The organism is Aeromicrobium sp. CTD01-1L150, assembly GCF_041951745.1.
Lineage (GTDB): Bacteria > Actinomycetota > Actinomycetes > Propionibacteriales > Nocardioidaceae > Aeromicrobium.
The window spans coordinates 497,434-524,036 of the sequence record NZ_CP169555.1; the positions used below are offsets into that span (position 1 = coordinate 497,434).

Annotated in this window: 24 protein-coding genes; 20 read left to right on the top strand and 4 right to left on the bottom strand. The window is 70.1% G+C overall.

What is annotated here, in order from left to right; genetic code table 11:
- The 12 genes from ACEVFP_RS02405 (at position 1) to ACEVFP_RS02460 (ending at position 11,453) form a co-directional block, all read left to right on the top strand.
- Positions 1-882 carry an MlaE family ABC transporter permease gene (locus ACEVFP_RS02405; protein ID WP_375001748.1) on the top strand — a complete coding sequence of 294 codons (882 nt, stop codon included), beginning with the start codon at positions 1-3 and terminating at the stop codon, positions 880-882.
- Entirely contained in the window at positions 879-2,231 is a 1,353-nt protein-coding gene (locus tag ACEVFP_RS02410; protein WP_375001749.1) for an MCE family protein, read from the top strand. Before ACEVFP_RS02405 ends, ACEVFP_RS02410 begins: the two co-directional genes overlap by 4 nt.
- Positions 2,228-3,235: an MCE family protein gene (locus ACEVFP_RS02415; protein ID WP_375001750.1), complete on the top strand. Its 1,008-nt coding sequence runs from the start codon at positions 2,228-2,230 to the stop codon at positions 3,233-3,235. Before ACEVFP_RS02410 ends, ACEVFP_RS02415 begins: the two co-directional genes overlap by 4 nt.
- Positions 3,235-4,257, top strand: a complete 1,023-nt coding sequence (locus tag ACEVFP_RS02420) for an MCE family protein (RefSeq protein WP_375001751.1) — start codon at positions 3,235-3,237, stop codon at positions 4,255-4,257. The genes ACEVFP_RS02415 and ACEVFP_RS02420 overlap by 1 nt, the downstream gene beginning before the upstream one ends.
- Positions 4,254-5,300 (top strand): MCE family protein, encoded by a 1,047-nt coding sequence (locus ACEVFP_RS02425; RefSeq protein WP_375001752.1) that lies wholly within the window; start codon positions 4,254-4,256, stop codon positions 5,298-5,300. The genes ACEVFP_RS02420 and ACEVFP_RS02425 overlap by 4 nt, the downstream gene beginning before the upstream one ends.
- On the top strand, positions 5,297-6,574 hold the full coding sequence (locus tag ACEVFP_RS02430) for an MCE family protein (RefSeq protein WP_375001753.1): 1,278 nt from the start codon (positions 5,297-5,299) through the stop codon (positions 6,572-6,574). Before ACEVFP_RS02425 ends, ACEVFP_RS02430 begins: the two co-directional genes overlap by 4 nt.
- Positions 6,574-7,743 (top strand): MlaD family protein, encoded by a 1,170-nt coding sequence (locus ACEVFP_RS02435; protein WP_375001754.1) that lies wholly within the window; start codon positions 6,574-6,576, stop codon positions 7,741-7,743. Before ACEVFP_RS02430 ends, ACEVFP_RS02435 begins: the two co-directional genes overlap by 1 nt.
- A 2-nt stretch (positions 7,744-7,745) precedes the next feature.
- Positions 7,746-8,381, top strand: coding sequence for a hypothetical protein (locus ACEVFP_RS02440; protein WP_375001755.1), 636 nt, complete (start codon positions 7,746-7,748; stop codon positions 8,379-8,381).
- Complete coding sequence (locus ACEVFP_RS02445; RefSeq protein WP_375001756.1) at positions 8,381-8,884, top strand: hypothetical protein; 504 nt, start codon at positions 8,381-8,383, stop codon at positions 8,882-8,884. Before ACEVFP_RS02440 ends, ACEVFP_RS02445 begins: the two co-directional genes overlap by 1 nt.
- A gap of 540 nt (positions 8,885-9,424) precedes the next feature.
- Complete coding sequence (locus tag ACEVFP_RS02450; RefSeq protein ID WP_375001757.1) at positions 9,425-9,754, top strand: GIY-YIG nuclease family protein; 330 nt, start codon at positions 9,425-9,427, stop codon at positions 9,752-9,754.
- A gap of 362 nt (positions 9,755-10,116) precedes the next feature.
- Positions 10,117-10,764: a TetR/AcrR family transcriptional regulator gene (locus ACEVFP_RS02455; RefSeq protein ID WP_375001758.1), complete on the top strand. Its 648-nt coding sequence runs from the start codon at positions 10,117-10,119 to the stop codon at positions 10,762-10,764.
- On the top strand, positions 10,761-11,453 hold the full coding sequence (locus ACEVFP_RS02460; protein ID WP_375001759.1) for a hypothetical protein: 693 nt from the start codon (positions 10,761-10,763) through the stop codon (positions 11,451-11,453). The genes ACEVFP_RS02455 and ACEVFP_RS02460 overlap by 4 nt, the downstream gene beginning before the upstream one ends.
- Before the next feature lie 19 nt (positions 11,454-11,472).
- Here ACEVFP_RS02460 and ACEVFP_RS02465 read toward each other — a convergent pair whose 3' ends face one another.
- Both ACEVFP_RS02465 and ACEVFP_RS02470 read right to left on the bottom strand, forming a co-directional pair.
- A complete protein-coding gene (locus ACEVFP_RS02465; protein WP_375001760.1) occupies positions 11,473-11,721 on the bottom strand; it encodes a DUF86 domain-containing protein in 249 nt (82 codons plus the stop codon).
- Between the two features lie 22 nt (positions 11,722-11,743).
- Positions 11,744-13,306: an AMP-binding protein gene (locus ACEVFP_RS02470; RefSeq protein ID WP_375001761.1), complete on the bottom strand. Its 1,563-nt coding sequence runs from the start codon at positions 13,304-13,306 to the stop codon at positions 11,744-11,746.
- Between the two features lie 113 nt (positions 13,307-13,419).
- Here ACEVFP_RS02470 and ACEVFP_RS02475 point away from each other — a divergent pair, with 113 nt between their 5' ends.
- Positions 13,420-14,241 (top strand): LuxR C-terminal-related transcriptional regulator, encoded by an 822-nt coding sequence (locus tag ACEVFP_RS02475; protein WP_375001762.1) that lies wholly within the window; start codon positions 13,420-13,422, stop codon positions 14,239-14,241.
- 162 nt (positions 14,242-14,403) lie between these two features.
- Positions 14,404-15,891, top strand: a complete 1,488-nt coding sequence (locus ACEVFP_RS02480) for a DHA2 family efflux MFS transporter permease subunit (protein WP_375001763.1) — start codon at positions 14,404-14,406, stop codon at positions 15,889-15,891.
- Between the two features lie 174 nt (positions 15,892-16,065).
- Here ACEVFP_RS02480 and ACEVFP_RS02485 read toward each other — a convergent pair whose 3' ends face one another.
- Positions 16,066-16,926, bottom strand: a complete 861-nt coding sequence (locus ACEVFP_RS02485; protein WP_375001764.1) for a 3-hydroxybutyryl-CoA dehydrogenase — start codon at positions 16,924-16,926, stop codon at positions 16,066-16,068.
- Positions 16,927-17,101: 175 nt separating this feature from the next.
- On the opposite strand from ACEVFP_RS02485, the gene ACEVFP_RS02490 reads away from it, so the two are divergent.
- Complete coding sequence (locus tag ACEVFP_RS02490) at positions 17,102-17,515, top strand: hypothetical protein (protein ID WP_375001765.1); 414 nt, start codon at positions 17,102-17,104, stop codon at positions 17,513-17,515.
- 102 nt (positions 17,516-17,617) lie between these two features.
- On the opposite strand, the gene ACEVFP_RS02495 is transcribed toward ACEVFP_RS02490, so the two are convergent.
- The gene (locus tag ACEVFP_RS02495; RefSeq protein WP_375001766.1) at positions 17,618-18,991 is read right to left on the bottom strand and encodes an FAD-dependent oxidoreductase; all 1,374 of its coding nucleotides are present in this window, start codon (positions 18,989-18,991) and stop codon (positions 17,618-17,620) included.
- Positions 18,992-19,354: 363 nt separating this feature from the next.
- On the opposite strand from ACEVFP_RS02495, the gene ACEVFP_RS02500 reads away from it, so the two are divergent.
- The 5 genes from ACEVFP_RS02500 to ACEVFP_RS02520 all read left to right on the top strand — a co-directional run bounded on the left by ACEVFP_RS02500 (position 19,355) and on the right by ACEVFP_RS02520 (position 26,565).
- Positions 19,355-19,804, top strand: coding sequence for a hypothetical protein (locus tag ACEVFP_RS02500; protein WP_375001767.1), 450 nt, complete (start codon positions 19,355-19,357; stop codon positions 19,802-19,804).
- Positions 19,791-20,681, top strand: coding sequence for an FAD:protein FMN transferase (locus ACEVFP_RS02505; protein ID WP_375001768.1), 891 nt, complete (start codon positions 19,791-19,793; stop codon positions 20,679-20,681). The genes ACEVFP_RS02500 and ACEVFP_RS02505 overlap by 14 nt, the downstream gene beginning before the upstream one ends.
- 70 nt (positions 20,682-20,751) lie before the next feature.
- Positions 20,752-22,407 carry an FAD-dependent oxidoreductase gene (locus tag ACEVFP_RS02510; RefSeq protein WP_375001769.1) on the top strand — a complete coding sequence of 552 codons (1,656 nt, stop codon included), beginning with the start codon at positions 20,752-20,754 and terminating at the stop codon, positions 22,405-22,407.
- 262 nt (positions 22,408-22,669) lie between these two features.
- The gene (clpB, locus tag ACEVFP_RS02515; protein WP_375001770.1) at positions 22,670-25,300 is read left to right on the top strand and encodes an ATP-dependent chaperone ClpB; all 2,631 of its coding nucleotides are present in this window, start codon (positions 22,670-22,672) and stop codon (positions 25,298-25,300) included.
- Between the two features lie 224 nt (positions 25,301-25,524).
- The gene (locus ACEVFP_RS02520) at positions 25,525-26,565 is read left to right on the top strand and encodes a hypothetical protein (RefSeq protein ID WP_375001771.1); all 1,041 of its coding nucleotides are present in this window, start codon (positions 25,525-25,527) and stop codon (positions 26,563-26,565) included.
- Positions 26,566-26,603: the final 38 nt, after the last annotated feature.

Sequence of the window (26,603 nt, forward strand, 5' to 3'; positions counted from 1 at the left end):
ATGACCGCCACCATCGACCCCGGCGCAACGCCGCAGCCCCGGCGCAAGCTGCCGCCGCCGCGCAAGCCGCGCTGGTTCGACCGCCCGGTGGCCGGGCTGGCCGACCTCGGACAGGAGCTGCGCTTCTACGGCCAGGTCCTCGGCGCCATCCCGTCGACGCTCAAGCACTACCCGCGCGACATCGTCCGGCTGCTCTCGGAAGTCTCCTTCGGCACCGGCGCCCTCGCCGTCATCGGTGGCACCATCGGCGTGATGCTCGGCATGACGCTGTTCGTCGGCGGCGTCGTCGGCATGCAGGGATACGCCGCGCTGGACCAGATCGGCACCGCCACCCTCAACGGGTTCATCTCCGCCTACTTCAACACCCGCGAGATCGCTCCGCTGGTCGCCGCCCTCGCGCTCTCGGCCACCGTCGGCGCCGGATTCACCGCCCAGCTGGGTGCCATGCGCATCAACGAGGAGGTCGACGCCCTCACCGTCATGGCGGTGCCAAGCGTCAACTTCCTCGTCACCACGCGCGTCATCGCCGGGTTCATCGCGATCATCCCGCTGTACGTCATCGGCCTGCTGACCTCCTACGCCGGCTCACGCCTGGTCACGGTGTACATCCACGGCCAGTCCGCCGGCACCTACGACCACTACTTCAACCTGTTCCTGCCACCCATCGACATCCTGCTGTCGTTCCTGAAGGTCATGGTCTTCGCCGTGCTGATCATCCTGATCCACTGCCGCCTCGGCTACTCCGCCACGGGCGGACCAGCAGGCGTCGGCCGGGCCGTCGGCGCCGCCGTGCGACGCAGCATCGTCACCGTCGCGGTGCTGGACCTCGTCATGTCCATGGCGCTGTGGGGCACCACGACCACCGTGAGGATCGCCGGATGAAGCCAGGCACCAAGATCTCCGACCTCGCGCTGGGGCTGGTCTACCTCGGCGTCGCCGCGCTGCTCGTGCTCGTGGCCGTGCTGGTCTACAACAAGGCGTTCGTCTCCAGCGTGGACGTCAAGCTCAGCACGGGCACCCTCGGCAACGCCCTGCAGACCGGCTCCGACGTGAAGCTCAACGGCGTCCCCGTGGGAGAAGTCTCCGGGATCGACTCCGCGCCGGGCGGCGCCACCCTCACGCTGGCCCTGAAGCCCGCCACCGCCGACGAGCTGCCGCCCGAGACCACCGCCCGGCTGCTGCCCAAGACCCTGTTCGGGGAGCGGTATGTCTCCCTGGTCACGCCCCTGGCCTCCACCGGCGGCGGCCTGTCCGCAGGTGACCACATCCACCAGGACCGCTCCGATGAGGCAGTGGAGCTGGAGGAGCTCTTCGACGAGCTGTTGCCGCTGCTGCAGTCCATCCAGCCCGAGAAGCTCGCCGCCACCCTCGGCGAGCTGTCCACCGCCCTACGCGGACAGGGCGAGCAGATCGGCGACACGCTCGGCGACGCCGGCGAGTACCTGACCAAGCTCAACCCGGAGGTGCCGCAGATGGCCGAGGACTTCGCCAAGCTGGCCGAGGTCACCGAGGTCTACTCCGACGCCGCCCCCGACCTCCTGGAGGCCTTGGACACGATGACCACGACGTCGCGCACGCTCGTCGACCAGCGCAGCCAGCTGTCGCAGGCCTACGCGCGGGTCATCGGCTCGGCGGACACCACCGAGGGCTGGGTCTCCAGGAACCAACGCACCATCATCGTGCTCTCCCGCGAGTCCCGCGCCGCCCTCGGCGCCGCCCGTCCGTACGCCAACCAGTTCCCGTGCATGTTCCGCGCCGCTCGGGACTTCATCCCCGAGATGGACAAGGTGCTTGGCGCCGGCACGGCCGAGCCGGGAGTCCACGTCTCCCTGCAGATCACCGAGTCGCGCGGCAAGTACGTGCCCGGCCGTGACCGGCCCAGGTTCGCCACCGGCGGCAAGGCCCGCTGCCCCTACGTCACCGGACGCACCGGCGCCCGCCCGGCCTCGGCCGCCACCACCTCGTCGTCCGCCGGTGCCGACGGCGGCCCACAGCCCGGCACTCCCGCCGGTGAGGAGCCGCCCGAGCAGATCCAGCCCCCGCCGTCGCAGCTGCTGCGCCAGCAGGCCGACGGGACGGACAACCTCGGCGACGCCAACTCCCCGGCTGAGAACCGGCTCATCGCCGAGATCGAGGGATCGGCCCAGGGCGTCGACCCCGACGACTACCCCAGCTGGGGAAGCCTGCTGGTCGGCCCCACCCTGCGCGGAGCGGAGGTGACAGTGCGATGAAGTCACTGATCGTCAAGAGTGTCGCCTTCGCCACCGTCACCATCCTGGCCACCGCACTGCTGGCCTCGGTCATCCGCAACGACGTGCCCGGCAGCTCGCGGACCTACACTGCGCACTTCAGCGACGCCACCAGCCTCAACCGCGGCGACGACGTCCGCATGGCCGGCGTCAAGGTGGGCACCGTCTCATCGATCGCGGTCTCCGAGGACAACGACGCCGAGGTCGACTTCACCGTCAGCACCTCCACACCCATGCGGGCAGGCACCACGCCGGAGCTGCGGTTCCGCAACCTCGTCGGCCAGCGCTACATCTCCCTGGAGCCCGCCGATCTGCCCGGACCGGAGCTGGAGGAAGGCGCCACGTTCGGCATCGAGCAGACCCGCCCCGCGCTCGACCTCACGGTGCTGTTCAACGGGTTCCAGCCATTGCTGAAGTTCCTCGACCCCGAGGACGTCAACAACCTCAGCGCCCAGATCATCTCCGTCTTCCAGGGGGAGGGCGCCACCGTGGAGAACCTGATCTCCAGCACTGCCAGCCTCACCTCGACGCTCGCGGACAAGGAGCAGGTCATCGACGAGCTGATCACCAGCCTGTCCTCGGTGCTGCAGACCATCAACAGCCGTTCCGATCAGCTGGACACCACCCTGATCACGCTCGACGCACTGGTCAGCGGCCTCGCCGAGGACCGCGAGACCATCGGCAACACCCTCGACGGCATGGGACGGCTCACCGTGAGCGTCTCCGAGCTGCTGGAGGAGGGCCGCGCGCCCCTCAAGGGCTCCATCAAGTCCCTCGGCGACCTGTCCAAGAACCTCAGCGACGCCGAACCGGTGCTCGAGGAGCTCTTCCAGACCCTGCCGGTCAAGCTCGACCGGATCGGCCGGCTGGCCTCCTACGGCTCCTGGTTCAACTTCTACCTGTGCTCCCTCGACGGGGCCATCCCGCACCCCGAGGGCTACCTCGGTGAGCTCGGGGCGCAGAACCCCGCCGGGAGGTGCCGCTGATGTCCAGGTTCCCCACCGCGTTCGCCGAGCGCAACAAGGTCGTCATCGCCGTCCTCGGACTGGTGGCGATGGTCCTGATCTTCGCGCTCACGTTCAACGCCAACGCCCTGCCTGTCATCGGCGGCGGCGCCAAGCACACCGCCCACCTCGCCGAGTCCGGCGGCCTCAAGCCCGGCAACGAGGTCCGCGTCGCCGGCGTCAAGGTCGGAGAGGTCAGCGACATCTCGCTCGAGCAGGAGACCGTCGTGGTGCAGTTCCGCGCCAAGGGCGTGGAGCTGGGCGACCAGACCCGCGCTGCCGTCAAGGTCAAGACGCTGCTGGGCCAGAAGTTCCTCTCCCTGGAGCCCCAGGGTCGTGGCGAGCTGGAGACCGCCATCCCCGTCTCGCGCACCACCACGCCCTACGACGTCAACGCCGCCTTCTCCGACCTCTCCTCCACCATCACCGAGATCGACACCGAGCAGATGGAGGAGTCCTTCGAGGTGCTCAGCGACGCCTTCGAGGACACCCCGGAGTCCGTGCGGGAGATGGTCGACGGCCTGACGTCGCTCTCACGCACCATCTCCACCCGCGACGAGGAGCTCGCCGCCCTGCTGGAGGCCACCGCCGAGGTCAGCGGGACCCTGAAGGACCGCAACGCCGAGATCGAGGGGATCATCACGCAGGGCAGCTCGCTGCTGAGCGAGCTGGAGAACCGCCGCGAGACCGTGCGCTCCCTCCTGCAGGGCACCCGGCGGCTCGGCGTGCAGCTGCGCGGACTCGTCCACGACAACGAGAAGCAGCTCAGGCCCGCCCTGGCCCGGCTCGACGAGCTGTCCGCGATCCTGCAGCGCAACCAGGACAACCTCGAGAAGGCCGTCGCCCTCATCGGCCCCTACTACCGCAACGTCACCAGCGCGTTGGGCAGCGGCCGCTGGATCGACTCCTACGTGTGCGGCCTGTTCCACGAGGAGGACGGCATGCAACGGCCGGTCCTCGAGCGTGAGGTCGAGCGCAACTGCTTCCCGGGAGGCAAGCGATGAGAACCCCCACCAAGATCGTCGGAGCAGTGGCGGCGACGGCGCTCGTCGCCGGCGGCCTCACCTGGTACCTCACCCAGCGCCCGGGCACCGAGCTGGAAGCGCTGTTCGAGTCCACCGTCGGCCTCTACCCGGGCTCGGACGTGCAGGTGCTCGGCGTTCCCGTCGGCACGGTCACCGACGTCGAGCCCGACGGCGCCGTCGTCCGGGTCTCCATGGAGCTGGACCGCGGCCAGGAGGTCGGTGCGCAGACAGCTGCCGTCGTCGTCGCGCCCACGCTCGTGAGCGACCGGTTCGTGCAGCTCACCGAGCCCGACCGCGGCGGGCCCACGCTGGCATCCGGCACCGTCCTGGAGCCCGACCGCACCGCCGTCCCCGTCGAGATCGACGAGATGTACGAGTCGCTCACCGACATCGGCAAGAACCTCGGCCCCGACGGCGCGAACGCCGACGGCGCCCTCGGCGAGCTGCTCGACGTCGCCGCCGAGAACCTCGACGGCCAGGGAGCCGGCATCAACCAGATGATCACCGAGTTCGGCGACGCGTTCGGGACCCTCGCGGACTCCGACGACGACCTCTTCGCCACGATCGCCAACTTCAGCGAGTTCAACGACATGCTGGTGAGCAACGACGACTCCGTGGCCGCAGTCAACCGGCAGTTCGCCACCGTCACCGACTATCTCGCCGAGGATCGCGAGGACCTCGCCGGCGCGATCGACGAGCTGGGCTCGGCGCTCGCCGTCCTCGACGACTTCATCCGCGACAACCGCGGCAAGCTCAAGACCAGCGTCGACAACCTGATCGGCCCCACACAGGTGCTCACCAAGCAGCGACGCTCCCTGGAGGAGGCCGTACGGCTGATCCCGCTCGCGCTGCAGAACTTCCTGCGCGCCTACGACCCCTCGAGCCAGACGCTCAGCGGCCGCGGCAACCTCAACGAGCTGTCCATCCAGTCCCGCGACGGCAGGACGGCCCGGTCCTCGAACGACGCCCCGCCGCTGCTCGTTCCCACCGACGGCGACACGAACGAGGAGGGCGGACGATGAGGCGCACCCGGACGTCCCTGACAGCTCTCGCCACTGCCGCCGCCCTGACCCTCGGCGGCTGCGGGATGCTCAGTGGTGGCGTCTACGACACGCCACTGCCCGGCGGCGCCGACGTCGGCAAGGACCCGATCACCGTCTCGGCGGACTTCGAGGACGTGCTCGACCTCGTCCCGCAGTCCAGCGTCAAGGCGGACAACGTCGACGTCGGCCGCGTCTCCAAGATCATCCTCAACGACGATGGCCGCAGCGCGCAGGTCGAGATCGTCGTGCGCCGCGACGTCGAGATGCCGGCCGGCACCACCGCCCGGCTGCAGCAGACCAGCCTGCTCGGGGAGAAGTACGTCGCCATCGTGCGACCCGACGAGCCGCAGGCCGGCCCCGCGATCGGCGACGGAGACGCCCTCGGACTGGAGGAGACCTCCCAGGCGGCCCAGGTGGAGCAGGTGCTCGGGGCGCTCTCCCTCGTGCTCAACGGTGGCGGCATCGGCCAGTTCCAGGAGATCTCCCGCGAGTTGCAGGACGTCTCCACCGGCCGGCCCGAGGAGATCAAGGCGTTCCTCACCGAGATGGAGGGCTTCGTCTCCGTGCTCGACGAGCGCAAGGAGTCCATCACCGATGCGATCGACGGGCTGGCGGACCTGAGCCGCACCCTGGAGGCCGACCAGGACAAGATCGTCTCCGCACTCGACGGCCTGAGCCCGGGCATGCAGGTGCTCGTCGACCAGCGCGAGCAGCTCGTCGACATGCTCAAGGCGCTCGATCGGCTCTCGGCAGTCTCCGTGCAGACCCTCGACGCCGCGCAGGACGACATCGTCGCCGACCTCAAGCTCCTCCAGCCCATCCTCGACCGGCTGGCCGCGTCGGGGCGCGCCCTGCCGGAGTCCCTGGAGATCCTGCTGACCTACCCGTTCCCCGACTCGGTGCTCGGCGCGATCAAGGGCGACTACCTCAACGTCTTCATCGAGACCAACTTCCGCACCCCCAGCGGGTGCGGGGCGATCGGCTGCGACTGGCCGCAGATCACCGGCAACGACGCCCCAGCCTCCGGGACCGGTGCCGGCAGGCAATCCCAGCAGGCAGAGGACGAGACCCCGCCGACGCTCCTGCCCCCCACGACATCGCCCTCGCCCGGCACGCCCGGACCCTCGGTCACGGTGCCGACGCCCGGCCCCGGCGTGCCGCCCACGCTGCCGGGAGGCGGGTCACCGCCGCCCACTGCGCCGTCGACGTCAGCGCCGACGTCGACCCTGCCGCCCGAGGAGGGTGATGAGTGATGCTGACCCGACGCATCAAGATCCAGGTGATGATCTTCGTGGTCGCCGCCCTGCTGGGCACCAGCTACCTCGGCGCCACCTATGTGGGCATCAACCCCTTCAGCTCCGACTACCGCGTCACCGTCGCCATGCCGGACTCCGGCGGCACCTTCACCAACGGTGAGGTCACCTACCGAGGCGTCCCGGTGGGCCGGATCGAGAAGCTCACGGCCACGGACCAGGGGACCGAGGCCGTGCTCAGGATCGACGCCGACGCCCCGTCGCTCCCCTCCGGGGTGTCGGCGTCGGTCGCCAACCGGTCCGCCATCGGCGAGCAGTACGTCGACCTGCGCGGCGCGTGGGACGCCGACCGCACGGCGCTCGCTGATGGCGACCGGGTGAGCGGCGCCGGCATGCCGCCACCGGTGGAGGAGGTGCTGCGCACCGGCCGCGACTTCGCTGCCTCGGTCCCCGAGGACTCCCTCACCACCGTCATCGACGAGACGTACGAGCTGTCCCGGGGCCTCGGCGACGGTCTCGGCCAGCTGGTCGAGACGTCGCAGGAGTTCGTGAGGACGGCCGATGAAAACTTCCTCGTCACCCGCCAGCTCATCCGCAACTCCGACACCGTGCTCTCCACCCAGGCCCAGGCCGGTGACAGCATCCGCTCCTTCAGCTCCGACCTGTCGCTCATCGCCGACACCCTGGAGTCCGCCGACGGCGACCTGCGACGTCTCATCGACGTCACGCCTGCCGCCGCGCGGGAGCTGCAGACCCTGTTCGCCGAGGTCGGCCGCCCCCTCGGCACCCTCATGGCCAACCTCGTCTCCACCGCCCAGGTCTTCGGCGTCAACGCAGCTGGCGTCGAGGACGCCCTCATCAAGGCCCCGGAGGCGTTGAGCGTCGGGTGGAGCGTCACCGACGCCGGATCGATCGACCTCGGTCTGGTGACGTCGTTCTTCGACCCGCTTCCGTGCACCGCCGGGTACGGCGGCACGCAGAAGCGTGAGGGCCTGACGACGTCGCGAGGGCGGCCGTTCAACACCTCAGCCGGCTGCACCGCCTCGCCCTCGTCGGGCACCAACGTGCGCGGCCCGCAGTCGGTGCCGCGACGCAGCGGGAGCCTCGCCCCGGCCGGCGCGCACATCAGCACGGCCGACTCGCTGGCCGACCTGATGGGTGGTGAGTGATGATGAGCACCGACCTGCACAACCATCTTCGAGAGGGCGGCACCGTGGCCGACGACGAGACTGCGTCCGACGACTCGGCGGTGTCCGACGGGCCACCGGAGTCACCGGTCGCCGATGAACCCCGCGCCACGGGTGGCCGCGGACGTCGTGATCTCGTCCTGGTCCTCGTGGGTGTGCTCGTCGCCGTCCTCGGGCTCGGTGCCTGGTGGGTGGTGGACAACGACGGCGCCTACACCCAGGCCGAGGAACGCGACACCGTCGTCGTCGAGGCGACCCACGCCATCGAGGTGCTCAACACGCTGGACCACCGCGAGGTCGAGGAGGGCATCGACTCCTGGCGTTCGGTGAGTACCGGCACCCTGGCCGACCAGCTCGCAGCCGTGGGCGAGGACGAGCTGACGTTGCTGGCCGAGCAGGCCAAGATCTCCACCGGCGAGGTCGTCGACGCGGCCGTGCTCGACCTCGACGGCACGACGGCCACCCTGCTGGCCGCCGTGGAGGTGACGGTCGTGGACGACTCGGGCGACGGTGACGATGCCGAGCCCGAGGTCAAGCGCAACCGCTTCTCGGCAGACCTGGAGAAGGTGGACGGCGAGTGGAAGCTCTCCGCACTGCAGCAGCTGGCGGTGAACCTGTGATGACTCGCGCCCGTTCCCTCGTGGCCTTCGTGCTGGCCGCCGCGCTCGTGGCCGCCGGCATCGTCGGGGCGGCCATGGCCTGGCAGATCCGTAGCTCCGACGCGGCCGGCAACCTCGCCGTCGTCGACGCCAACGCCACCAGTGAGGTGCAGGCCGAGGTCTCGCAGGCTCTCGGTGCCGTCCTCTCCTACGACCACGCTGATCCCGGCCCCACGGAGGCGGCCGCGGACAGTCTGCTCAGTGGCGATGCGCGCGAGGAGTACGACACGCTCTTCGCCTCGCTGCAGGAGCGAGCCCCCGACCAGGAGCTCGTCCTCACCGCACAGGTCCAGGCCGTGGCGGTCAAGGAGCTCGACGACGACTCCGCGCAGCTGCTGGTCTTCCTCGACCAGTCCAGCCAGCGTGCCGCCGACGATGAGGCCAGCGTCTCCGCCGCCCAGCTGTCCGTGCAGGCCGAGAAGCAGGACGGCGACTGGGTTATCACCGGCCTCGACCCCCTCTGAGGCCCCGCACGTCAACGGTTGCGCCAGATTCTCGGTGGTTGAGTGCGACGCGAGGGCAGCGAGCGGCGTATCGAAGCCACGTTGGCGTGAGTGCGTGGTTTCGATACGCGATGACGTGCTCGTCCCGCCCCCGAGCACTTCGCTGCGCTCCGTGCAGGGAGGTACCCCCAGCCGTCATCGCTACTCAACCACCGAGGAGGGTAGCGGGGGTCATGGGTTGCGCGAGCTTCTCGGTGGTTGAGTGCGACGCGAGGGCAGCGAGCGGCGTATCGAAACCACGTTGACGTGAGTGTGCGTGGTCGAGAAGCGTGGTTTCGATACGCCCTCGGCGACGCTCGTTCCTCGCTGGCCGAGGGCTACTCAACCACCGAGGAAGGGTGCCGGGAGTCATGGGTTGCGCGAGCTTCTCGGTGGTTGAGTGCGACGCGAGCTCTGCGAGCGGCGTATCGAAACCACGTTGACGGTGGGGATCGAAGCCAGCTGCACCCGCCTGTGGAAACTCATTCGACGCCGGTATGCGCGAGGCGCTGCACTGTGCTGATGGCTTGGGTGTACATGCTCCGCTGCGCCGACGACAGCTACTACGTCGGAAGCACCCGCAACCTCGACGCTCGGCTCTGGCAGCACAACCATTCCGAGCATGGTGCCGCCTACACCCGGCGACGGCGTCCCGTCGAGCTGGTCTGGTCGTGGCCCTGTGAGTCCGTCGCGCAGGCGTACTGGCTGGAGAAGCGCATCCAGGGCTGGGGGCGGGCCAAACGCGAGGCACTCATTCGTCGTGACTACGACGCGCTCCCTGCCCTGGCGAAGAAGAACTTCCGCCGATCGGGACCGACCGCGGATCAGAAGCGTGGTTCCGATACGCGATGACGTGCTCGTTCCGCCCCCGAGCACGCCCCCACTCGCTGCGCTCGCGGGAGGTACCCCCACGCTGCGCTCCGTGCAGGGAGGTACCCCAACCGCCATCGCTACTCAACCACCGAGGGAGGTGGCGGGAGTCAGTTGACGGTGTCCCTCGTGATGTGTGGATAGGCTGACGGCGTTCCGTCCAGACCAGAAGGCCAGCTCGTGACTCCTCGCGTCCCACCAGGGCTGCAGTGTGCTCCCGCGGCGCCGAGCGGCGCCCACCACATGACGACGGGGTCGAGCTGCCCCCAGATCAGCTCGACCACCGCCGCTGGTACGCAATGGTACCCAGCGGGTGGTCGTCGCGGCACTGCGTCGAGGCCCCGATGAGCCCGGCCAGCAACGCCGTGCGCGGTCCCCGAGCTGACGAGCAGATGGTGGCCCGGCTGCTGGCCGGGCTCGAGGAGGCGATCAGGGACCGCGGCTACACCGCCGTCACCGTCGCCGACATCGTCGCCGCCGCCAGCACCTCCAAACGCGCCTTCTACGAGAACTTCGCCACCAAGGGCGACTGCCTGCTGGAGCACCATCGACGCTTCCATGCCGGCGTCATGGCGGAGATCGCCCGCGAGGCTCCGCGTGCCGAGTCGTCCTTCGAGGAGACCGTGGTGGGGGTGGAGATCTACTTCCGTGCCTTCGTCACCAAGCCACACCTGGCCCGTGCGCACCTGCTGGACGTCCTCACCGTCGGTCGCCCAGGCGTCGAGGCGAGGGCCGAGGCCACCTGGCGCTACGTGCGCGGCATGCAGGAGGTCATGGCCACCGAGCGCGGCGACCGGCCGGCCAAGGTGCTGGACGACGCCCGCGCGCTGGGCATCCTCGGCGGCATCAACGAGATCGCGCTGGACATGGTGGCACGTGACGAAGGGACGCTGGTGGACGACGCCGTCGAGCGGGCGGTGGAGTTCGTCCGATCGATCATCCGCGACCTGCCCACCGTGGGGGAGGCCGGGTCCGCGAAGGAGGCGACGTGAGCGAACGACGGCCCGTCACCGACTGGCCGGAGGAGCCCTACCCAGGGTCCTGGCCCGACCACTCCTACGTCGTCGACGCCGACGGTTGGGTGCATCGAGTCGAGCCGGACGCTGCGGCGCCGTCGGACTGGGTGGTGCGCACCGGCCCGCGGACGGAGTGCCTCGACGACTGGCTCGCCTCCCGCGGACGCCCACGGCTGGAGGAGCGGACCGCGGTGCTGAGCTTCGGGTCCAACCGGTGCCCGGCCAAGGTGCTGCGGCAGGGTGGGCCGATGGTCAACCTGCTGTGCTCCACCTCGGGCCTGGCGGCGGTGTGGAGCCACGGCACCCGGGGTGACGGTCAGGTGGTGGCGACCCTCGTCGCCGCGGCTGACCACGAGGCGGAGTTCTTCGTCTCGATGTGCACACCGCAGGACATTGCCCTGCTGGACGAGGTCGAAGGTCGTGGAACGGGCTACGACCTGGTGCCGCTGGATGCAGGGCAGGTGGTGCTGGAGGACGGCACCGCGCCGCAGGACGTCAGTGCGTACGTCGGTCTCCGCCCGCACCGTTGGCCCGTGGCGGGCCGCGACGGCCACCCGATCTCGCTCACCGCGATGTCACAGGCCGACGTCGCGACGTGGCGCGCCGGCAACCCGGGCCACTGGGAGCCGGCCGAGCATCATCCGTTCGGCCCGCTCATCACCTGAGAGTGCTCACGCCCCGACCTCAGTCAGCGAGACCGAGTCGCTGCAACAGCTCGGGGATCCGCCGTTGCGAGGCAGCGAAGACGAGCTGATCGTCGACCGTGTCGTAGTGGTGTGCGATGAGGTTTCGCATCCGCCCGATGGCAACCCAGTCGACGTCGTCGCGAGCCTCCTTGAAGGGCTCGGGCAGCCTCTCGACCACGGTGGCGATCTGGATGAGGATGTACCGCCCGTTGTTGCGGAGCACCCTGCCGTATGGGTAGTCCGACAAGAACTCATCGACTCCTCGGACGTCAGTTGACCTGGCGGTCGCGGTCGCCCCAGAACTCCTGGCGCAGCTTGAACTTCTGCAGCTTGCCGGTGGCCGTGCGGGCCAGCTCCTCACGGAACTCCACCCGCTTGGGGCACTTGTACCCCGCCAGGCGGTGCCGGGTGTGGGCGATGAGATCGTCCTGCGACGCCTGCGCCCCGTCTTCCAGGACGACGAGCGCCGTCACCAGCTCGCCCCACTTCTCATCCGGGATGCCGATCACCGCCACCTCGCGGACTGCATCGTGCGACATGAGCGCGTCCTCCACCTCGATGGAGGAGACGTTCTCGCCACCGGTGATGATGACGTCCTTCTTGCGGTCGGCGATCGTGACGTAGCCGTCCTCGTAGGTGCCACCGTCGCCGGTGTGGAACCATCCCCCGGCCAACGACGCCGCACTGGCCTCCGGGTTGTCCCAGTATCCCTCCAGGACGGTGTTGCTGCGGGCCAGCAGCTCGCCGGAGTCGTCCACGCGCAGGGTGGTCGACAGCGCCGGCGCTCCCGCCTTGCCAAGGTTGCGGGCCTGCTCGGTGGCGTCGAGGTCGTCCCACTCCTCCCGCATGCGGCTCATGGTCAGCAGGGGAGCGGTCTCGGTGAGGCCGTAGATCTGGATGAACTCCCAGCCCAGCTCCTCCCGCACGCGCTCGATGGTGCTCGTCGGTGGTGGCGCGCCGGCGACGACGCAGCGAACCCGGTCGCGGCCCGGGACCTCGCCCTCCCAGTCCTTGAGTGCGTCGAGCGTCGCCGACAGGACCGCCGGCGCGCAGCACAGGAACGTCACCTCGTGGTCGCGGATACGACGCAGGATCTCCGTGCCGTCGATCTGCCGCAGGACGATGTGTCGCGCGCCCATGCCGGTGACGGAGTAGACCATGCCCCAGCCGTTGCAGTGGAACATCGGCAAGGTGTGCAGGTAGACGTCGCGGTCGTCCACCGAGGCCTGCCAGCCGAACACCGTCGCGTTGGTCCACAGGGCCCGGTGCGTCTGCTGCACCCCCTTGGGGCGTGCGGTCGTTCCCGACGTGTAGTTGATGGTGGCCGTGGCGGACTCGTCGGCCTCCCACGGCTCGGGCGAGGCCCCGTGGGCCGGCCTGGAACCGGATTCCGGGGACCATCCCCACACAGCCTCGTCGTCCTCTCCCAGGACGAACACGTGCTTGGCGGCCGAGCAGGCCTCGCGCAGGTGCTCCAGTGACGGGTCGAGGATGACCACCTCGGCGCCGCTGTGCTGCACGATGTACTCCACCTCCGCGGGCGCAAGACGGAAGTTCACCGGCACGAACACGCGGCCCCACCCCGAGACCCCGAAGAACGACGTGTAGAGCCGGGCCGCGTTCTGCGAGACCATCGCGACACGTCCCCCGACGGGCACCCCCAGCTCATCGAGCCGCGCGGCCTGGGCGGCGGCGAGTCGATGCACCTCCGCATAGGTGAGCTCGCCCCACGACGGGGCACTCTGGTCCGGCTCGTCGACCACGGCCACCCGGTCCGGGTAGACGGTGACGGCGCGGTCGAGAAAGTCGCGGATGCTGAACGGGACGAACATGCGGCAGCCTCCTGGGATCGGTGCGTGGGGATCGGTGGGTGCCCGTGTGATGGGCCTCACCTACCATTGAGCCTCACCGCTGACGAGCCCGCCACCCCCGGAAAGGGGTAACCGTGTCCTCACGTGTCGCCCGCGACGCCGATGCCCTGCGCGCCGGCCTGCGCGGCCTGCACCGCGACCTGGGTGCAGAGGTCGTGTTCGGAGGGTTGGCTGATGGTTCGGCGGTGAGCCTGAGCGAGACGTTCGGCACGCGGACGTCGAGCCTGAGAGGCCTGGTGGTGCGGTCCCGGACGGGCCTCGGGGGCCGGGTGCTCGAGGAGGACCGACCGCGCCTCGTGGCCGACTACGGCACCGCCTCAGACATCACGCACGAGTACGACCAGCAGGTGCTCCGCGAAGGCATCGGGTCCTTGCTGGCCGTCCCGGTGAGCGTGCTCGGTCACGTGCGGGGGCTGGTCTACGTCGGGTCCCGGCAGGCGTCCCGGGTGGGGCGGCGTGCTGCCGTGGCGGCGACGTCGGCCGCGCAGTCGGTGGGCCAGGAGATCCGGGTCCGCGACGAGGTGGAGCAGCGGGTCGCGCACGTCGACCCGGCACTCGACCCGGCCGACGCCGCGGCCACCGCGACGCTGCGGGAGGTCTGGGCACAGGTGCGCAGCATCGCCGACGACTCGCGCGACCCGGTCGTCGCCGAGCGGCTGCGCGAGCTGGAGCGACGTCTCAGTCCCGCGCCGCCGGAGGCCGCGCTGCTCAGCCGACGCGAGGTGGACGTGCTGTCGCTGGTTGCGCTGGGCTGCAGCAACGCCGAGATCGCCGAGCGTCTCGGGCTCGGCCTGGAGACCGCCCGCAGCTACCTACGCAACGCGATGCGCAAGCTTGACGCGCACTCACGGCTGGAGGCCGTCGTCACTGCCCGCCGCCTGGGCGAGCTGCTCTGAGAACGAGCACATCCCACGGCCCGGCTCGGTCGGTGGAGCGCTGACGGCAGGGCCACGTCGGCGGCCGGCGCCGTCGATGCCTGGACCGCTCAGAAAATCGTTCGGTCCCTGTTGGTGGGCGTAGGTATCGTTGCGCTGGTCAATCTTCCTGAAAGGAACACTGTGAGCGACGTCACCCTGGACGCCACCTCCGCCCCTGATCCAAGCTCGGAGTCAGAGACGGCCGAGGGTGCCGATGCGGTGTCTCGCGAGCACCTCATCGTCATCATCGTGCTGATCGTCGCGAGCTTCGTGGTGATCCTCAACGAGACCGTCATGAGCGTCGCCATCCCCGTGCTCCAGGTCGAGCTCGGGGTGCCGCCCAGCTCGGGCCAGTGGCTGACCACCGCCTTCATGCTGACGATGGGCGTCGTCATCCCGCTCACCGGGTTTCTCATCCAGCGGGTGCCCACCCGTACGCTCTTCATCGCAGCGATGTTCCTGTTCACCACCGGGACGCTGATCGCCTTCGTGGCGCCCGGATTCGAGGTGCTGCTCGTGGCGCGCGTCGTCCAGGCCTCGGGCACGGCCATCATGCTGCCGTTGCTGATGACCACCATCATGACCGTCGTGGCGCCGGCCCGACGTGGCGCCATGATGGGCAGCGTCAGCCTGGTCATCGCCGTGGCCCCCGCCCTGGGGCCGACGCTCTCGGGCATCGTCCTGGACCACCTCGGCTGGCGCTGGATCTTCGGGCTCGTCGCGCCGATCGCGATCGTCGCGCTCGTGGTGGGAGCCAGGTTCATCGTCTCGGTGGCCGAGTCCACCGATGCGCGCATCGACCTGCTCTCGGTGCCGCTCGCGATCCTCGGCTTCGGCGGCCTCGTCTACACGCTCGTCGCCCTGGGCAAGTCGGCTGAGTCGGGGTCGCAGGTGCCGCTGTGGGTGCCCGCCGTGATCGGCGGCGTGGCCATGGTGAGCTTCGTGTGGCGCCAGCTCGTCCTGCAGCGGACCGATCGCGCGCTGCTGGACCTGAGGGTCTTCAGTGCCGGCCAGTTCACCCTGGCCATGATGGCCATGATCCTCGGCATGATGACGATGTTCGGCACGTTCATCCTCATCCCGTACTTCGCCCAGCAGGTGCTGGAGTACGGACCCATGAAGACCGGCCTGCTCTCGTTGCCCGGTGGGCTGCTCATGGGCCTGGCCGGGCCGTTGGTCGGGCACATCTACGACGCCCGCGGGCCACGGGTGCTCATCGTGCCCGGCACGTTGCTGGTCAGCGCCGGCGTCTGGGCGCTGACGGTGATCGACGCCGAGACACCGATGTGGTGGCTGCTCGTGGCCAACACGGTCATCTTCGCCGGCCTGGCCGCGACGTTCACCCCGCTCATGACCTCCGGACTCGGCTCCGTCCCCGCCCACCTGTACTCGCACGGCAGCGCCGTGGTGGGTACCTTCCAGCAGGTGGCCGGGGCGGCGGGCACCGCGCTGTTGGTCACCGTCATGACGATCGTCGCCGCACGATCCACCGATGGTGGTGCCACGCAGGCTCAAGGCATCACCGACGGCGTCCAGAGCGCGTTCACGATCAGCGCGGTGCTGTCGATCCTGCTGATCGCCGTGGCCTTCTGGGTGCGCAAGCCCGCCGACGCCCCCGCGACGCACTGACGGACGAGCCGTCCCCCTGATTCCCATGAGTTCATGGGAATCAGGGGCACTTACCCAGGCTTCCTATTGCTCACCACGGTTCGCAAACCGGGGTGAGCGGGGGATCCCCATGAGTTCATGGGAATCAGGGGGCCGGGAGGACCGGACCTGCCCGGCAGTGTGAGGACGCCGGGCTCAATCGTAGGGGTAGAAGCCGTGCCCGGACTTCTTGCCGAGGAGCCCGGCGTCGACCATCCGGTCGAGCAGCGGTGGCGGGGAGTACAGGGGCTCCTTGAACTCCTCGTACATGGAGATGCCGATCGCGCGGATGGTGTCCAGGCCGATGAGGTCGCTGAGGGCGAGGGGGCCCATGGGGTGGCCGCAGCCGAGGACCATGCCGGAGTCGATGTCCGTGGCGGAGGCGTAGCCGGCCTCGTACATGCGGATCGCTGACAGCAGGTAGGGCACGAGCAGGCTGTTGACCACGAACCCGGCGCGATCGGTGGCCTCGATCGGCTCCTTGCCGAGCGTCCCTTCGACGAAGCCCTGCATGCGCTCCATGGTCTGCGGACTGGTGGTGAGCGACGGGATCAGCTCGACGAGCTTCATCACCGGTGCCGGGTTGAAGAAGTGCACGCCCATGACCCGGTCGGCGCGGCCGGAGATGGCCCCGAGCTTGACGATGGGGATGGAGGACGTGTTGGAAGCCAGGATCGCGTCGTCCTTCTGCACGATCCGTCCGAGCCGGCCGAAGAGCTCCAGCTTGGTCTGCTCCTCCTCGCTGGCGGCCTCCACGACGAGGTCGCGGTCGGCCAGGGCCTGCAGGTCGGAGGTGAAGGTGATCCGCTCCAGCGTGGCGGCGACGTCCTGCTCGGTGATCTTGCCGCGCTGCTCGGCGCGCCGCAGCGAGGTCTCGACGCGCTCGGCCGCGGCCTTGGCGGCGTCGTCATCGACCTCGACGGTCACGACGTCGAGGTCCGCGCGGGCGCCGACCTCGGTGATGCCGGAGCCCATCAGCCCGCCGCCGATGACGCCCAGTCGTTCGATCGTGGTCATGTGACCCTCCTCAGAGATGTTCGGACGTCATAGTAATGCGCCCGAGGCAACGAACGTGAGGCGGCCTCAGGTTGGTGCCCGCATCGTGCCCGGCCGGTGCGAGGTTCCACGGTCGACGGCATGGCCTCGCGAGTGTCGCCCCGGTCTGCTCGTGGCGACGTGGTGGGATGGGCGCATGCGTGTCCTGGCCCCTCTCCTGGTGCTCGCGCTGCTCGCAGCGGCCTGCGGTGGATCGGATGCGCGTGAGACGAGCGCCAAGGCCAGGGAGTCCGCGGCCGCTCAGGATGAGGGACAGCTCAGCGACGATGCGGTGTTCGTCCCCGAGGCGCTGCGCGGCTTCCGCTGCGAGGCGGGCGACGACGACATCTGGTACGCCGTCGGCACGGTGAAGAACACCACCAAGCAGCCGGTGGCGTACCGCGTCACCGTCCAGGTGGGCCAGGGGGGCGACGACCTCGCGGCCTCGGCAGTCGACCTGCCCGCCGTCGAGCCGGACCAGGCCGCCGAGTTCACCATCGACGAGCTGCCCGGCGCCGGCAGCGACGGTCCGTGCCGGGTCCAGGTCATGGCCGTCCCGCCGGAGGGCTGAGGGCTGCTTCGCACCGCTCCCGGCCTGCGACGCTCGTTCCCGCCGTGGCTGGGGCCCCGCCGGTGGAGTCCGGACCGGGACGGTCCCGATTCCCTTGGGTGGTCAGGCGCGTGAGACGCGGACCATCTCTTCTCGGGGGACGACCTTGACGCGTTCGCGGTCGTGCTCGTGGGCCTGGCCGAGGGCGAGCTCGTGGGCGTCGAGCTGTTCCCAGCCCTGCCACGTCGTGTACTCCAGGCCGCGGCTGTCGAGGTAGGCGTCGAAGGCGCCACGCTCGGTGTGGGTGGGCTCGGTGAGCTTCTCCACGTCGGCCAGCAGGAGCTCGACGGTCTGGGCGGCGTCGGACTTGGTATGGCCGATCAGGCCGACCGGCCCACGCTTGATCCAGCCGGTGACGTAGGCGCCGGGCAGGGGGTTGCCGTCGATCTCGATGACGCGGCCGCCGTCGTTGGGGACGGTGCCGGTGGCCAGGTCGAAGGGCAGGCCGGCCAGGTTGTCGGAGTAGTAGCCGATGGCGCGGTAGACGGCCTGGACGGGCCAGTCGATGAACTCACCGGTGCCGCGGACGTTGCCGGTGCCGTCGAGCTCGGTGATCTCGGTGCGCAGCCCCACGACCCTGCCATCGGCGCCCAGGATCTCGGTGGGGTTCTGGCAGAAGTGGATGTGGATGCGGTGCGGTGCGCCGGTGGGCTCCTTGGCCAGGTAGTTCTGCAGCACGTCGACGACGAGCTTCTGGCTCTTGGCGGCGCGGATGGCCTCGTGCGAGCCCTCGTCGAGCTCGAAGCCCTCCGGGTGCACGACGACGTCGATGTTGGGCGAGTGGTTGAGCTCGCGCAGCTCCATCGGCGTGAACTTCACCTGCGCCGGGCCACGTCGGGCGAAGATGTGCACGTCGGTGGTGGCGTTCTTGCGCAGACCCTCGTAGACGTTGTCCGGGATCTCGGTGACCAGCAGCTCATCGGCCGTCTTGGCCAGGATGCGGCTGATGTCCAGGCCGACGTTGCCGACACCCAGGACAGCGACCTGCTTGGCGTGCGGCTGGAAGTCCCAGTCGCGGTCGACGTCGGGGTGGCCGTCGTACCAGGCCACGAAGTCCGCAGCCCCGTAGGAGCCGTCGAGGTCGATGCCGGGGATGTCGAGGTCGCGGTCGCGGCGCGCGCCGGTGGCGAAGACGACCGCGTCGTAGAACTGGCGCAGGTCGTCGAGCTTGAGGTCGTCACCATAGGCCACGTTGCCGAAGAACCGGATGTCGTCGTTGCCCATGACCCTCTTGAGCGCCTTGACGATCTCCTTGATCCGCGGATGATCGGGAGCCACGCCGTAACGGATCAAGCCGAACGGAGTGGGGTCACGCTCGATCAGGTCGACCGTCACACCACCGATGCCCTCGGGCAGCTCGGACTTGGTGAGGATGTCAGCGGCGTAGACACCGGCGGGCCCAGCGCCCACGACGGCGACACGCAGGTTCCTGCTCATGGAAGAAGTCTCCTGGAGGTCAGACGGCATACCGGGATCCAGCATGCATGAGGACATCCTAAGTTGCCGTGCCCCACGGGAAGAACCGTTCCAGCATGCGATATCGCCCACGTCATGCGTCACCGGTACCCCCTGATTCCCAGGAATTCCTGGGAATCAGGTGACATCCCCCGGTTTCCCGTTGCTCACCCCGGTTCGCAAACCTGGGTCAGCATGAGAGAACCGGGGTGGGTGGGGAGCGTCCGGCGGGCGCACACCGGGCCGGGTCGTACACTGGAACCGGAACCCTCGGCCACAGCCCGGCGTTCACTGGTTGAGCGTGCCACGATGAATGTGCGTCCGCCCACCACCGAGGAGAGACCCGTGTCGCTGCCCCGCCTGGCCAAGCCCCTCATGACCGCCGTCGCCACGACGGCCGTGCTTGCCACTGCCGCCTGTGGTGGTGACTCCACCGACGACGGGGGCTCCACCGGGTCCGATGGGTCGGCGGAGTCCACCGACGGCGGTGAGAGCAGCGGTGGGTACGCCGACGGGACGTACGAGGCCACCGGCAGCTACTCCAACCCCGGCGGCACGTCGGAGGTCGACGTCGAGCTGACCCTCGAGGACGGCACCGTCAGCGACATCACCGTCACGCCTGGCGCCTCCGGAACCTCGGCGCAGTTCCAGGGTCAGTTCGCCGGAGGCATCGCCGATGAGGTCGTGGGCAAGAACATCGATGAGCTCGACGTCGGTAAGGTCGCCGGGTCCTCGCTGACCGCCGGCGGGTTCAACGAGGCGCTCGACAGCATCAAGGCCGATGCCACGGCCTGAGGCGCCCTCCGCCGCCGGGACGGAGACGCTCTGGCAGTTCGAGGCTATCGGCACCTGGTGGGAGATCGATACCGACGCCCCGGTCTCCGACGACACCCGTGCGCGAGTGCTGCTGCGCATCGAGGACGTCGAGCGCACCTGGTCGCGATTCCGCGGCGACTCGGTGGTCAGCCGCGCCGCACGCGAGGGCGGCGCCTGGACGCTCGACGCCACCGCCGACCGTCTCCTCTCCTTCTACAGCGAGCTGTACGACGTCAGCGGCGGCGCGGTGAACCCACTCGTGGGGCGAACCTTGAGCGACCTCGGGTACGACGCCGACTACTCCTTGCAGCCGAGCGACGACGTCGCCACGGTGCCGCCGTGGGACGTGATCGACTGGCGGCCCCCGGTGCTCAGCCTGCGCGAGCCGGTGCTGATCGACGTCGGCGCCGCGGGGAAGGGCTTCCTGGTCGACCTCGTCGCGGCGGAGGTCGCCGCCGAGCACCGATACTTCGCCGTCGACGCGAGCGGTGACGTGTTGCACCGTGGCGAGTGGCCGGTGCGCATCGCCCTGCAAGATCCCCGCGACCAGGCCAAGGCCGTCGGCATCGTGGAGATCGGCTCCGGCCGGGCGCTCGGCGCCTCGGCCGTCGACCGTCGCGCGTGGGGCGACGGCCTGCACCACGTCCTGGACGGGCGCACCGGGGAGCCGACGGGCGACGTCGTGGCCACCTGGGTGGTCGCGCGCGACGCGATGCTCGCTGATGGGCTGGCGACCGCGCTGTTCTTCGTCGAGCCTGAGGTCGTGACCGAGCGGTGGGACGTGGAGTGGGCCGTCATGAGGCACGACGGCAGCGTGCGCTGGTCACGCGATCTCGCGGTGGAGATGTTCACGTGACGATGCTCGTCCCCGGCCCGGCCGGCACTCCGTGGAGCATCGACGCCGGTGCCGACGCGACGGTGGGACCGTGCGGGACCCGCCGACGCAGGAGGCGCTGAGGATGCGATCCCTGGTGAGGCGGGCGGACGCCCTGCTGGGCCGGGTGACGATGTACCGGGTGGTGACCATCCTGCTGGTGGCGCTCGCCCTGGTGATGATTGCTCTCACCGCCACCGGTGTCTTCGCCGAGCCGTTCACCGTGCCGGGCCAGCTGGCCACGCTCGGCGTGCTGCTCGTGGCGTCGGTGGTCTCGAACGCGATGCTGGCGCGTCTGCTCGGGGTACGGCCGCACACCGAGTCGGCGGTGATCACCGGGCTCCTGCTGTTCATGCTGTTCTGGCCCACCACCGACGCCGTGGACCTCGCCTGGCTCGCCGGTGCGTCGGCGCTCGCCACCGCCTCCAAGTACGTCATCGCCTGGCGGGGGCGTCACCTGCTCAACCCGACGGCCGCAGGGGCCTTCCTGCTCGTCGTCGTGCAGTCGCTCGCGGGCCGCGACGCGCCCGTCAACGCCACGTGGTGGATCGCCTCGGAGCAGCTGTTGCCGTTCGTCGTGGTCGGTGCGCTGCTGGTGCTGTGGCGCACGCGCCGGCTCGACGTCGGGCTGCTGTTCGTCGTGGTCGCGGCGGCACTCGTGGCATGGGGGCTCTCCTCGGGCCAACCGCTCGGCGAGGCGCTACGCGTGACCGCCACCGCCTACCCGATCGTCTTCCTGGCCGGCTTCATGCTCAGCGAGCCGCTGACGCTCCCGCCCCGACGGTGGCAGCAGCTCACGGTGGCGGCGGCGACGGGCGTCGTGTTCGCGCTGCCGCTCGCCCTCCCGCGTCTCGGGGTGAGCATGCCGGACCTTGGCGTCCTGGCCATCACGCCCGAGCTGGCGCTGCTGGCGGGCAACCTGCTGGCCTTCGCGCTGGCGCCGCGTCGGGGCATCCGGCTCGAGATCGTCGGCACCCGCCGGCTGGGCGGTGACGTGCAGGAGGTGACGTTCGCGCCCCGGCACACGGTCCCGTTCCTGCCGGGCCAGTACCTCGAGCTGCACGTGCCGCACCGCAGCGACCTGCGGGGCACACGTCGGGTCTTCAGCATCTCCTCGCCCCCGGAGGCCGCCGACCTCACGGTGGCGCTGCGCGTCCCGCAGGAGTCGTCGTCGTTCAAGCGTGAGCTCATGGGGCTGCAGCCCGGCGCACGGGTGAGCGCCACCGGAGTGCACGGCGACTTCGTGTGGCCACGGGGGCATTCCCCGCTGCTGCTCGTGGCCGGCGGCATCGGCGTCACCCCGTTCCTCAGCCAGCTGCGACACGGTGCTGCTGGGGGAGGGATTGCTCGGGGAACGGCCGCCGGGGGAACGGCCGCCGGGGGAGGAGGTGCTGCTGCGCGAGGGCGCCGTGACGTCGTGCTGGTCTACGGCGTCCCCGACGGCGACGACGTCCCGTACGCCGACGAGCTCGTCGGCACGGGCGTGCGGGTGGTCCTGGTCTCGCCCGCGGCGCCGTCGGGCCTGCCGGAGGACTGGACCCACGTCGAGGCGCCCCTGTTGACTGGCGACGTCGTGGTCGAGGCGGTGCCGGACGCACAGGATCGGGTCGCGCTGGTCTCCGGACCGACAGCCATGGTCGACGCCTTACGGGCCGACCTGCGGCCCGCCTGCACCCGCGTCCGGACGGACCACTTCACCGGGTACTGACGCTCGCGAGTCACTCCGTCACGGGCGGGGAGTCACTCCGTCACGGGCGGGGAGTCACTCCGTCACGGGCGAGGAGTCACTCCGTCACATCTCCTCCACGCGGACATCTCGCGACGCGTGCCGGAGTGACTCGCGACGCGTGCCGGAGTGACTCGCGAGGGGTGCTGGAGTGACTCGCGACGCAGACAGAGTTGAGTGGAATGGACTCAACTCTTGTGGTGTTGTGATGGGTACCGATCTTTCTCGACCAACAGGAGCCTCCATGGACCTTTCCGCGTTCACGACGCGTTCGCAGCAGGCCCTCGCCACCGCTGCCAGCCGGGCCGCGGCTGCCGGCAACCCCGCCGTCGAGCCGGCCCACGTCCTCGCCGCCCTGCTCACCCAGGACGGTGGCACCGCCGCGCCGCTGCTGCAGGCTGCCGGCGTCGACCCCGCCGACGTCCTGACCGACCTCAAGGGTGTCATCGACGCCCTGCCGGCGGCCGCCGGCAGCACCGTCGCCACCCCCGGCCTCGCGCGCGCCACCCACGAGGTGCTGCAGCGCGCCCTCGACCTCGCCGGCGAGCTCGGCGACGACTTCGTCTCCACCGAGCACCTCGTCGTCGGTGTCGCGACGGTCGACTCCCCGGCCGGAGAGCTGCTCACCTCACGTGGCGCGACGCCCGACGCCCTGCAGGCCGCCTTCGCCGCAGTCCGCGGCGGCGCCCGCGTGACCAGCCAGGATGCCGAGGACTCCTACCAGTCGCTGGAGAAGTACGGCGTCGACCTCACCGCCGTGGCCCGCGAGGGCAAGCTCGATCCCGTGATCGGCCGCGACGGCGAGATCCGCCGCGTGGTGCAGGTGCTCAGCCGGCGCACCAAGAACAACCCGGTGCTCATCGGTGAGCCCGGGGTCGGCAAGACGGCCGTCGTCGAGGGCCTCGCCCAGCGCATCGTCGCCGGCGACGTACCGGAGTCGCTGCGTGGTCGCCGGCTGATCAGCCTCGACCTCGGCGCGATGCTCGCCGGTGCCAAGTACCGCGGCGAGTTCGAGGAGCGGCTCAAGGCGGTGCTGGAGGAGATCAAGACCTCCGAGGGGCAGGTCATCACCTTCATCGACGAGCTGCACACGGTCGTCGGGGCCGGCGCCGGCGGCGACTCCTCGATGGACGCCGGCAACATGCTCAAGCCGATGCTGGCCCGCGGCGAGCTGCGGATGATCGGCGCCACCACGCTCGATGAGTATCGCGAGAACATCGAGAAGGACCCCGCACTGGAGCGTCGGTTCCAGCAGGTCCTCGTGGGTGAGCCCAGTGCCGAGGACACCATCGCCATCCTGCGCGGTCTCAAGGAACGCTACGAGGCGCACCACAAGGTGGCCATCGCCGATGCCGCGCTCGTGGCCGCTGCGACGCTGTCCGAGCGCTACATCCCCGGCCGGCAGCTGCCCGACAAGGCCATCGACCTGGTCGATGAGGCCAGCAGCCGCCTGCGCATGGAGATCGACTCCAGTCCCGTGGAGATCGATGAGCTGCGCCGCAGCGTCGACCGGCTCCGCATGGAGGAGCTGCACCTGCAGAAGGAGAGCGACGCCGCCTCCGTCGAGCGGCTGGCCGCGCTGCGCACAGAGCTGGCCGACCAGTCCGAGAGCCTGCGGGCGCTCGAGCAGCGCTGGGAGGCGGAGAAGCAGAGCCTCAATGCCGTCGGCGAGATCAAGGAGCGCATCGACGAGGTGCGCATCGCCGCCGACCGGGCCCAGCGTGAGGGCGACCTCGAGTCCGCTGCACGGCTGCTCTACAGCGAGATCCCCGCCATGGAGCGGCAGCTCGCCGACGCCCAGGCCGCCGAGGCCGCGCGTGAGGCCGGCGACGGCGCGGACGAGCGCCTCGTGCACGATGAGGTGACCGCCGACGAGATCGCCGAGGTCGTCGCTGCCTGGACGGGCATCCCCACGGGGCGGCTGCTGGAGGGCGAGACCGGCAAGCTCCTGCGGATGGAGGACGAGCTGGGCCGTAGGCTCATCGGTCAGCGGGAGGCCGTCACGGCGGTCTCTGACGCCGTCCGCCGCGCCCGCGCCGGCATCTCCGACCCCGACCGTCCGACCGGCTCCTTCCTGTTCCTCGGGCCCACCGGCGTCGGCAAGACCGAGCTCGCCAAGGCCCTCGCGGAGTTCCTGTTCGACGACGAGCGCGCCATGGTCCGCATCGACATGAGCGAGTACGGCGAGAAGCACAGCGTCAGCCGGCTGGTCGGTGCGCCTCCCGGTTACGTCGGGCACGAGGAGGGCGGTCAGCTCACCGAGGCCGTCCGTCGCCGGCCCTACTCCGTCGTGCTGCTCGATGAGGTGGAGAAGGCCCACCCGGAGGTCTTCGACATCCTGCTGCAGGTGCTCGACGACGGCCGCCTGACCGACGGCCAGGGCCGCACCGTCGACTTCCGCAACGTCATCCTGGTGCTCACCTCGAACCTCGGCTCCCACATCCTGGCCGGCACCGGCCCGGCCGATGAGGTGCTGGACGACCCGGTACTGGACGATGCCGGCCGACGGGCGGCGGTGATGGAGGTCGTGAAGGCGTCGTTCAAGCCGGAGTTCCTCAACCGGCTCGACGAGGTGGTCATGTTCCACCCGCTCGGCACCGAGGAGCTGACCCACATCGTCGACCTGCAGCTGGCCGCGCTCGGGCGTCGGCTGGGTCAGCGACGCATCAGTCTCGACGTGAGTGATGCCGCCAAGGAGTGGCTGGCGCTCACCGGATGGGACCCGTCGTACGGCGCCCGACCCCTGCGCCGGCTGGTCCAGCAGGCCATCGGCGACCAGCTCGCCAAGGCGCTGCTGGCCGGTGAGGTGCGCGACGGCGAGACCGTGCGCGTGGACCGTGACCTCGAGGGCGACGCGCTGACGATCCACCGTTGAGCTCAGGTGGTCCCGGGTTGAGCCCAGGCCGTCCTGGTGCGGGACGGCGCCGGGCGGACCAGGACGCAGGGTGATGGATCACGGTTGCCGGGGCAGCCCAGATCCATCATCCTGCGTCGGACGGCGGACCGGACGTTGCCTCTGCGGCCCTGGCTGCGATCCATCATCGTGCGTCCACCCGCGCGGTCTCTGAGCCGTGCGGGTGGCTCTGTAGGGTGAAGCGCATGCCAGAAGCGCCCCGCCGACCCGCGTCGGTGACGCTCGCCTGCCTGTTCGTCGGCTTCAGCTCGCTGCTCATCCTCGTCAACCTGATGAGCCTGCTCGGTGACTGGGGCTCGCTGTCGATGCAGGAGGGTCTTGAGTCCGTGCTCGAGACCGAGCCACTGGCCAGCAGCAGCCTGACGATGGACCAGCTGCTGACCTGGCTGCGCATCGCCGCCCAGGCGGTGGTGGTGCTCGCCGTCGCGGCCACGATCTTCGCCATCTACGCTGCCCGCGGGCACGAGGCGTCACGGTGGGTGCTGACCGTCCTGCTCGGCCTCGGGGCCCTCGTCTTCGCCGCGAGCGGGTTCGCCGGCCTCCTGCCCGGCGTGGTCACCGTCCTGTGCGCCATGGCCCTGTGGACGCGCGATGCGCGACGCTGGTTCGCCGAGAAGAACGGCAGACCGGTCCCGCAGAAGCTCCGTCCGGGCCGCGGGCAGGCCCCGCCCGCCGCGCAGCCTCCCGCATCAAGCCAGGGCCCGGGCCAGAGCACGCCGGGCCAGGGCGCGCCGACGGTCGGCGTCCAGACCCAGGCGCCCTCCGACGCCGCGTCACCGGCTGCCGGACGGCGCCCCAGGGCCCTGGAGATCGCCGTCTGGCTGACGGTCATCTCCTGCGCCGTGGCCGCTGTCGTGGGTGTCCTCGGGCTCGTCGCCCTCACGCTCGGCGAGGACGCCTACCGCCAGAGCCTGGAGGAACCGGGCTTCGTCCGAGACGTCCTGCAGGGCTCCGGCTGGACCACCGACGCCATGATCCTGTTCCTGCGCCTGGCCACCGCCGGATGGGTGGTGCTGGGCGTCATCGGCGCCGTCGTCGCCCTGTGGGCTCGCTCCGGACAGCGCGCCGGCTGGGTGGCCCTGCTGGTGATGAGCATCGTCGGCATCGTCGCGTCCGTGCTGTTCCTTCCCGCCGGAGTGCTCAACCTCGCCGCCGCGATCGTCGTGCTGGTGCAGCTCAACAAGCGACAGACCCGGCAATGGGTGGCCGCTCGTTCCTCGTCCTGAACCGACCCGGCGATGAGGCTCTGCAGGGAGCAGAGCGC

Bases quoted from the DNA above. Each gene is read 5' to 3' on its own strand.
- ACEVFP_RS02405 (WP_375001748.1), top strand. From the start codon at position 1: ATGACCGCCACCATCGACCCCGGCGCAACGCCGCAGCCCCGGCGCAAG.
- ACEVFP_RS02410 (WP_375001749.1), top strand. From the start codon at position 879: ATGAAGCCAGGCACCAAGATCTCCGACCTCGCGCTGGGGCTGGTCTAC.
- ACEVFP_RS02415 (WP_375001750.1), top strand. From the start codon at position 2,228: ATGAAGTCACTGATCGTCAAGAGTGTCGCCTTCGCCACCGTCACCATC.
- ACEVFP_RS02420 (WP_375001751.1), top strand. From the start codon at position 3,235: ATGTCCAGGTTCCCCACCGCGTTCGCCGAGCGCAACAAGGTCGTCATC.
- ACEVFP_RS02425 (WP_375001752.1), top strand. From the start codon at position 4,254: ATGAGAACCCCCACCAAGATCGTCGGAGCAGTGGCGGCGACGGCGCTC.
- ACEVFP_RS02430 (WP_375001753.1), top strand. From the start codon at position 5,297: ATGAGGCGCACCCGGACGTCCCTGACAGCTCTCGCCACTGCCGCCGCC.
- ACEVFP_RS02435 (WP_375001754.1), top strand. From the start codon at position 6,574: ATGCTGACCCGACGCATCAAGATCCAGGTGATGATCTTCGTGGTCGCC.
- ACEVFP_RS02440 (WP_375001755.1), top strand. From the start codon at position 7,746: ATGAGCACCGACCTGCACAACCATCTTCGAGAGGGCGGCACCGTGGCC.
- ACEVFP_RS02445 (WP_375001756.1), top strand. From the start codon at position 8,381: ATGACTCGCGCCCGTTCCCTCGTGGCCTTCGTGCTGGCCGCCGCGCTC.
- ACEVFP_RS02450 (WP_375001757.1), top strand. From the start codon at position 9,425: ATGGCTTGGGTGTACATGCTCCGCTGCGCCGACGACAGCTACTACGTC.
- ACEVFP_RS02455 (WP_375001758.1), top strand. From the start codon at position 10,117: ATGAGCCCGGCCAGCAACGCCGTGCGCGGTCCCCGAGCTGACGAGCAG.
- ACEVFP_RS02470 (WP_375001761.1), bottom strand. From the start codon at position 13,306: ATGTTCGTCCCGTTCAGCATCCGCGACTTTCTCGACCGCGCCGTCACC.
- ACEVFP_RS02485 (WP_375001764.1), bottom strand. From the start codon at position 16,926: ATGACCACGATCGAACGACTGGGCGTCATCGGCGGCGGGCTGATGGGC.
- ACEVFP_RS02490 (WP_375001765.1), top strand. From the start codon at position 17,102: ATGCGTGTCCTGGCCCCTCTCCTGGTGCTCGCGCTGCTCGCAGCGGCC.
- ACEVFP_RS02495 (WP_375001766.1), bottom strand. From the start codon at position 18,991: ATGAGCAGGAACCTGCGTGTCGCCGTCGTGGGCGCTGGGCCCGCCGGT.
- ACEVFP_RS02505 (WP_375001768.1), top strand. From the start codon at position 19,791: ATGCCACGGCCTGAGGCGCCCTCCGCCGCCGGGACGGAGACGCTCTGG.
- clpB (WP_375001770.1), top strand. From the start codon at position 22,670: ATGGACCTTTCCGCGTTCACGACGCGTTCGCAGCAGGCCCTCGCCACC.
- ACEVFP_RS02520 (WP_375001771.1), top strand. From the start codon at position 25,525: ATGCCAGAAGCGCCCCGCCGACCCGCGTCGGTGACGCTCGCCTGCCTG.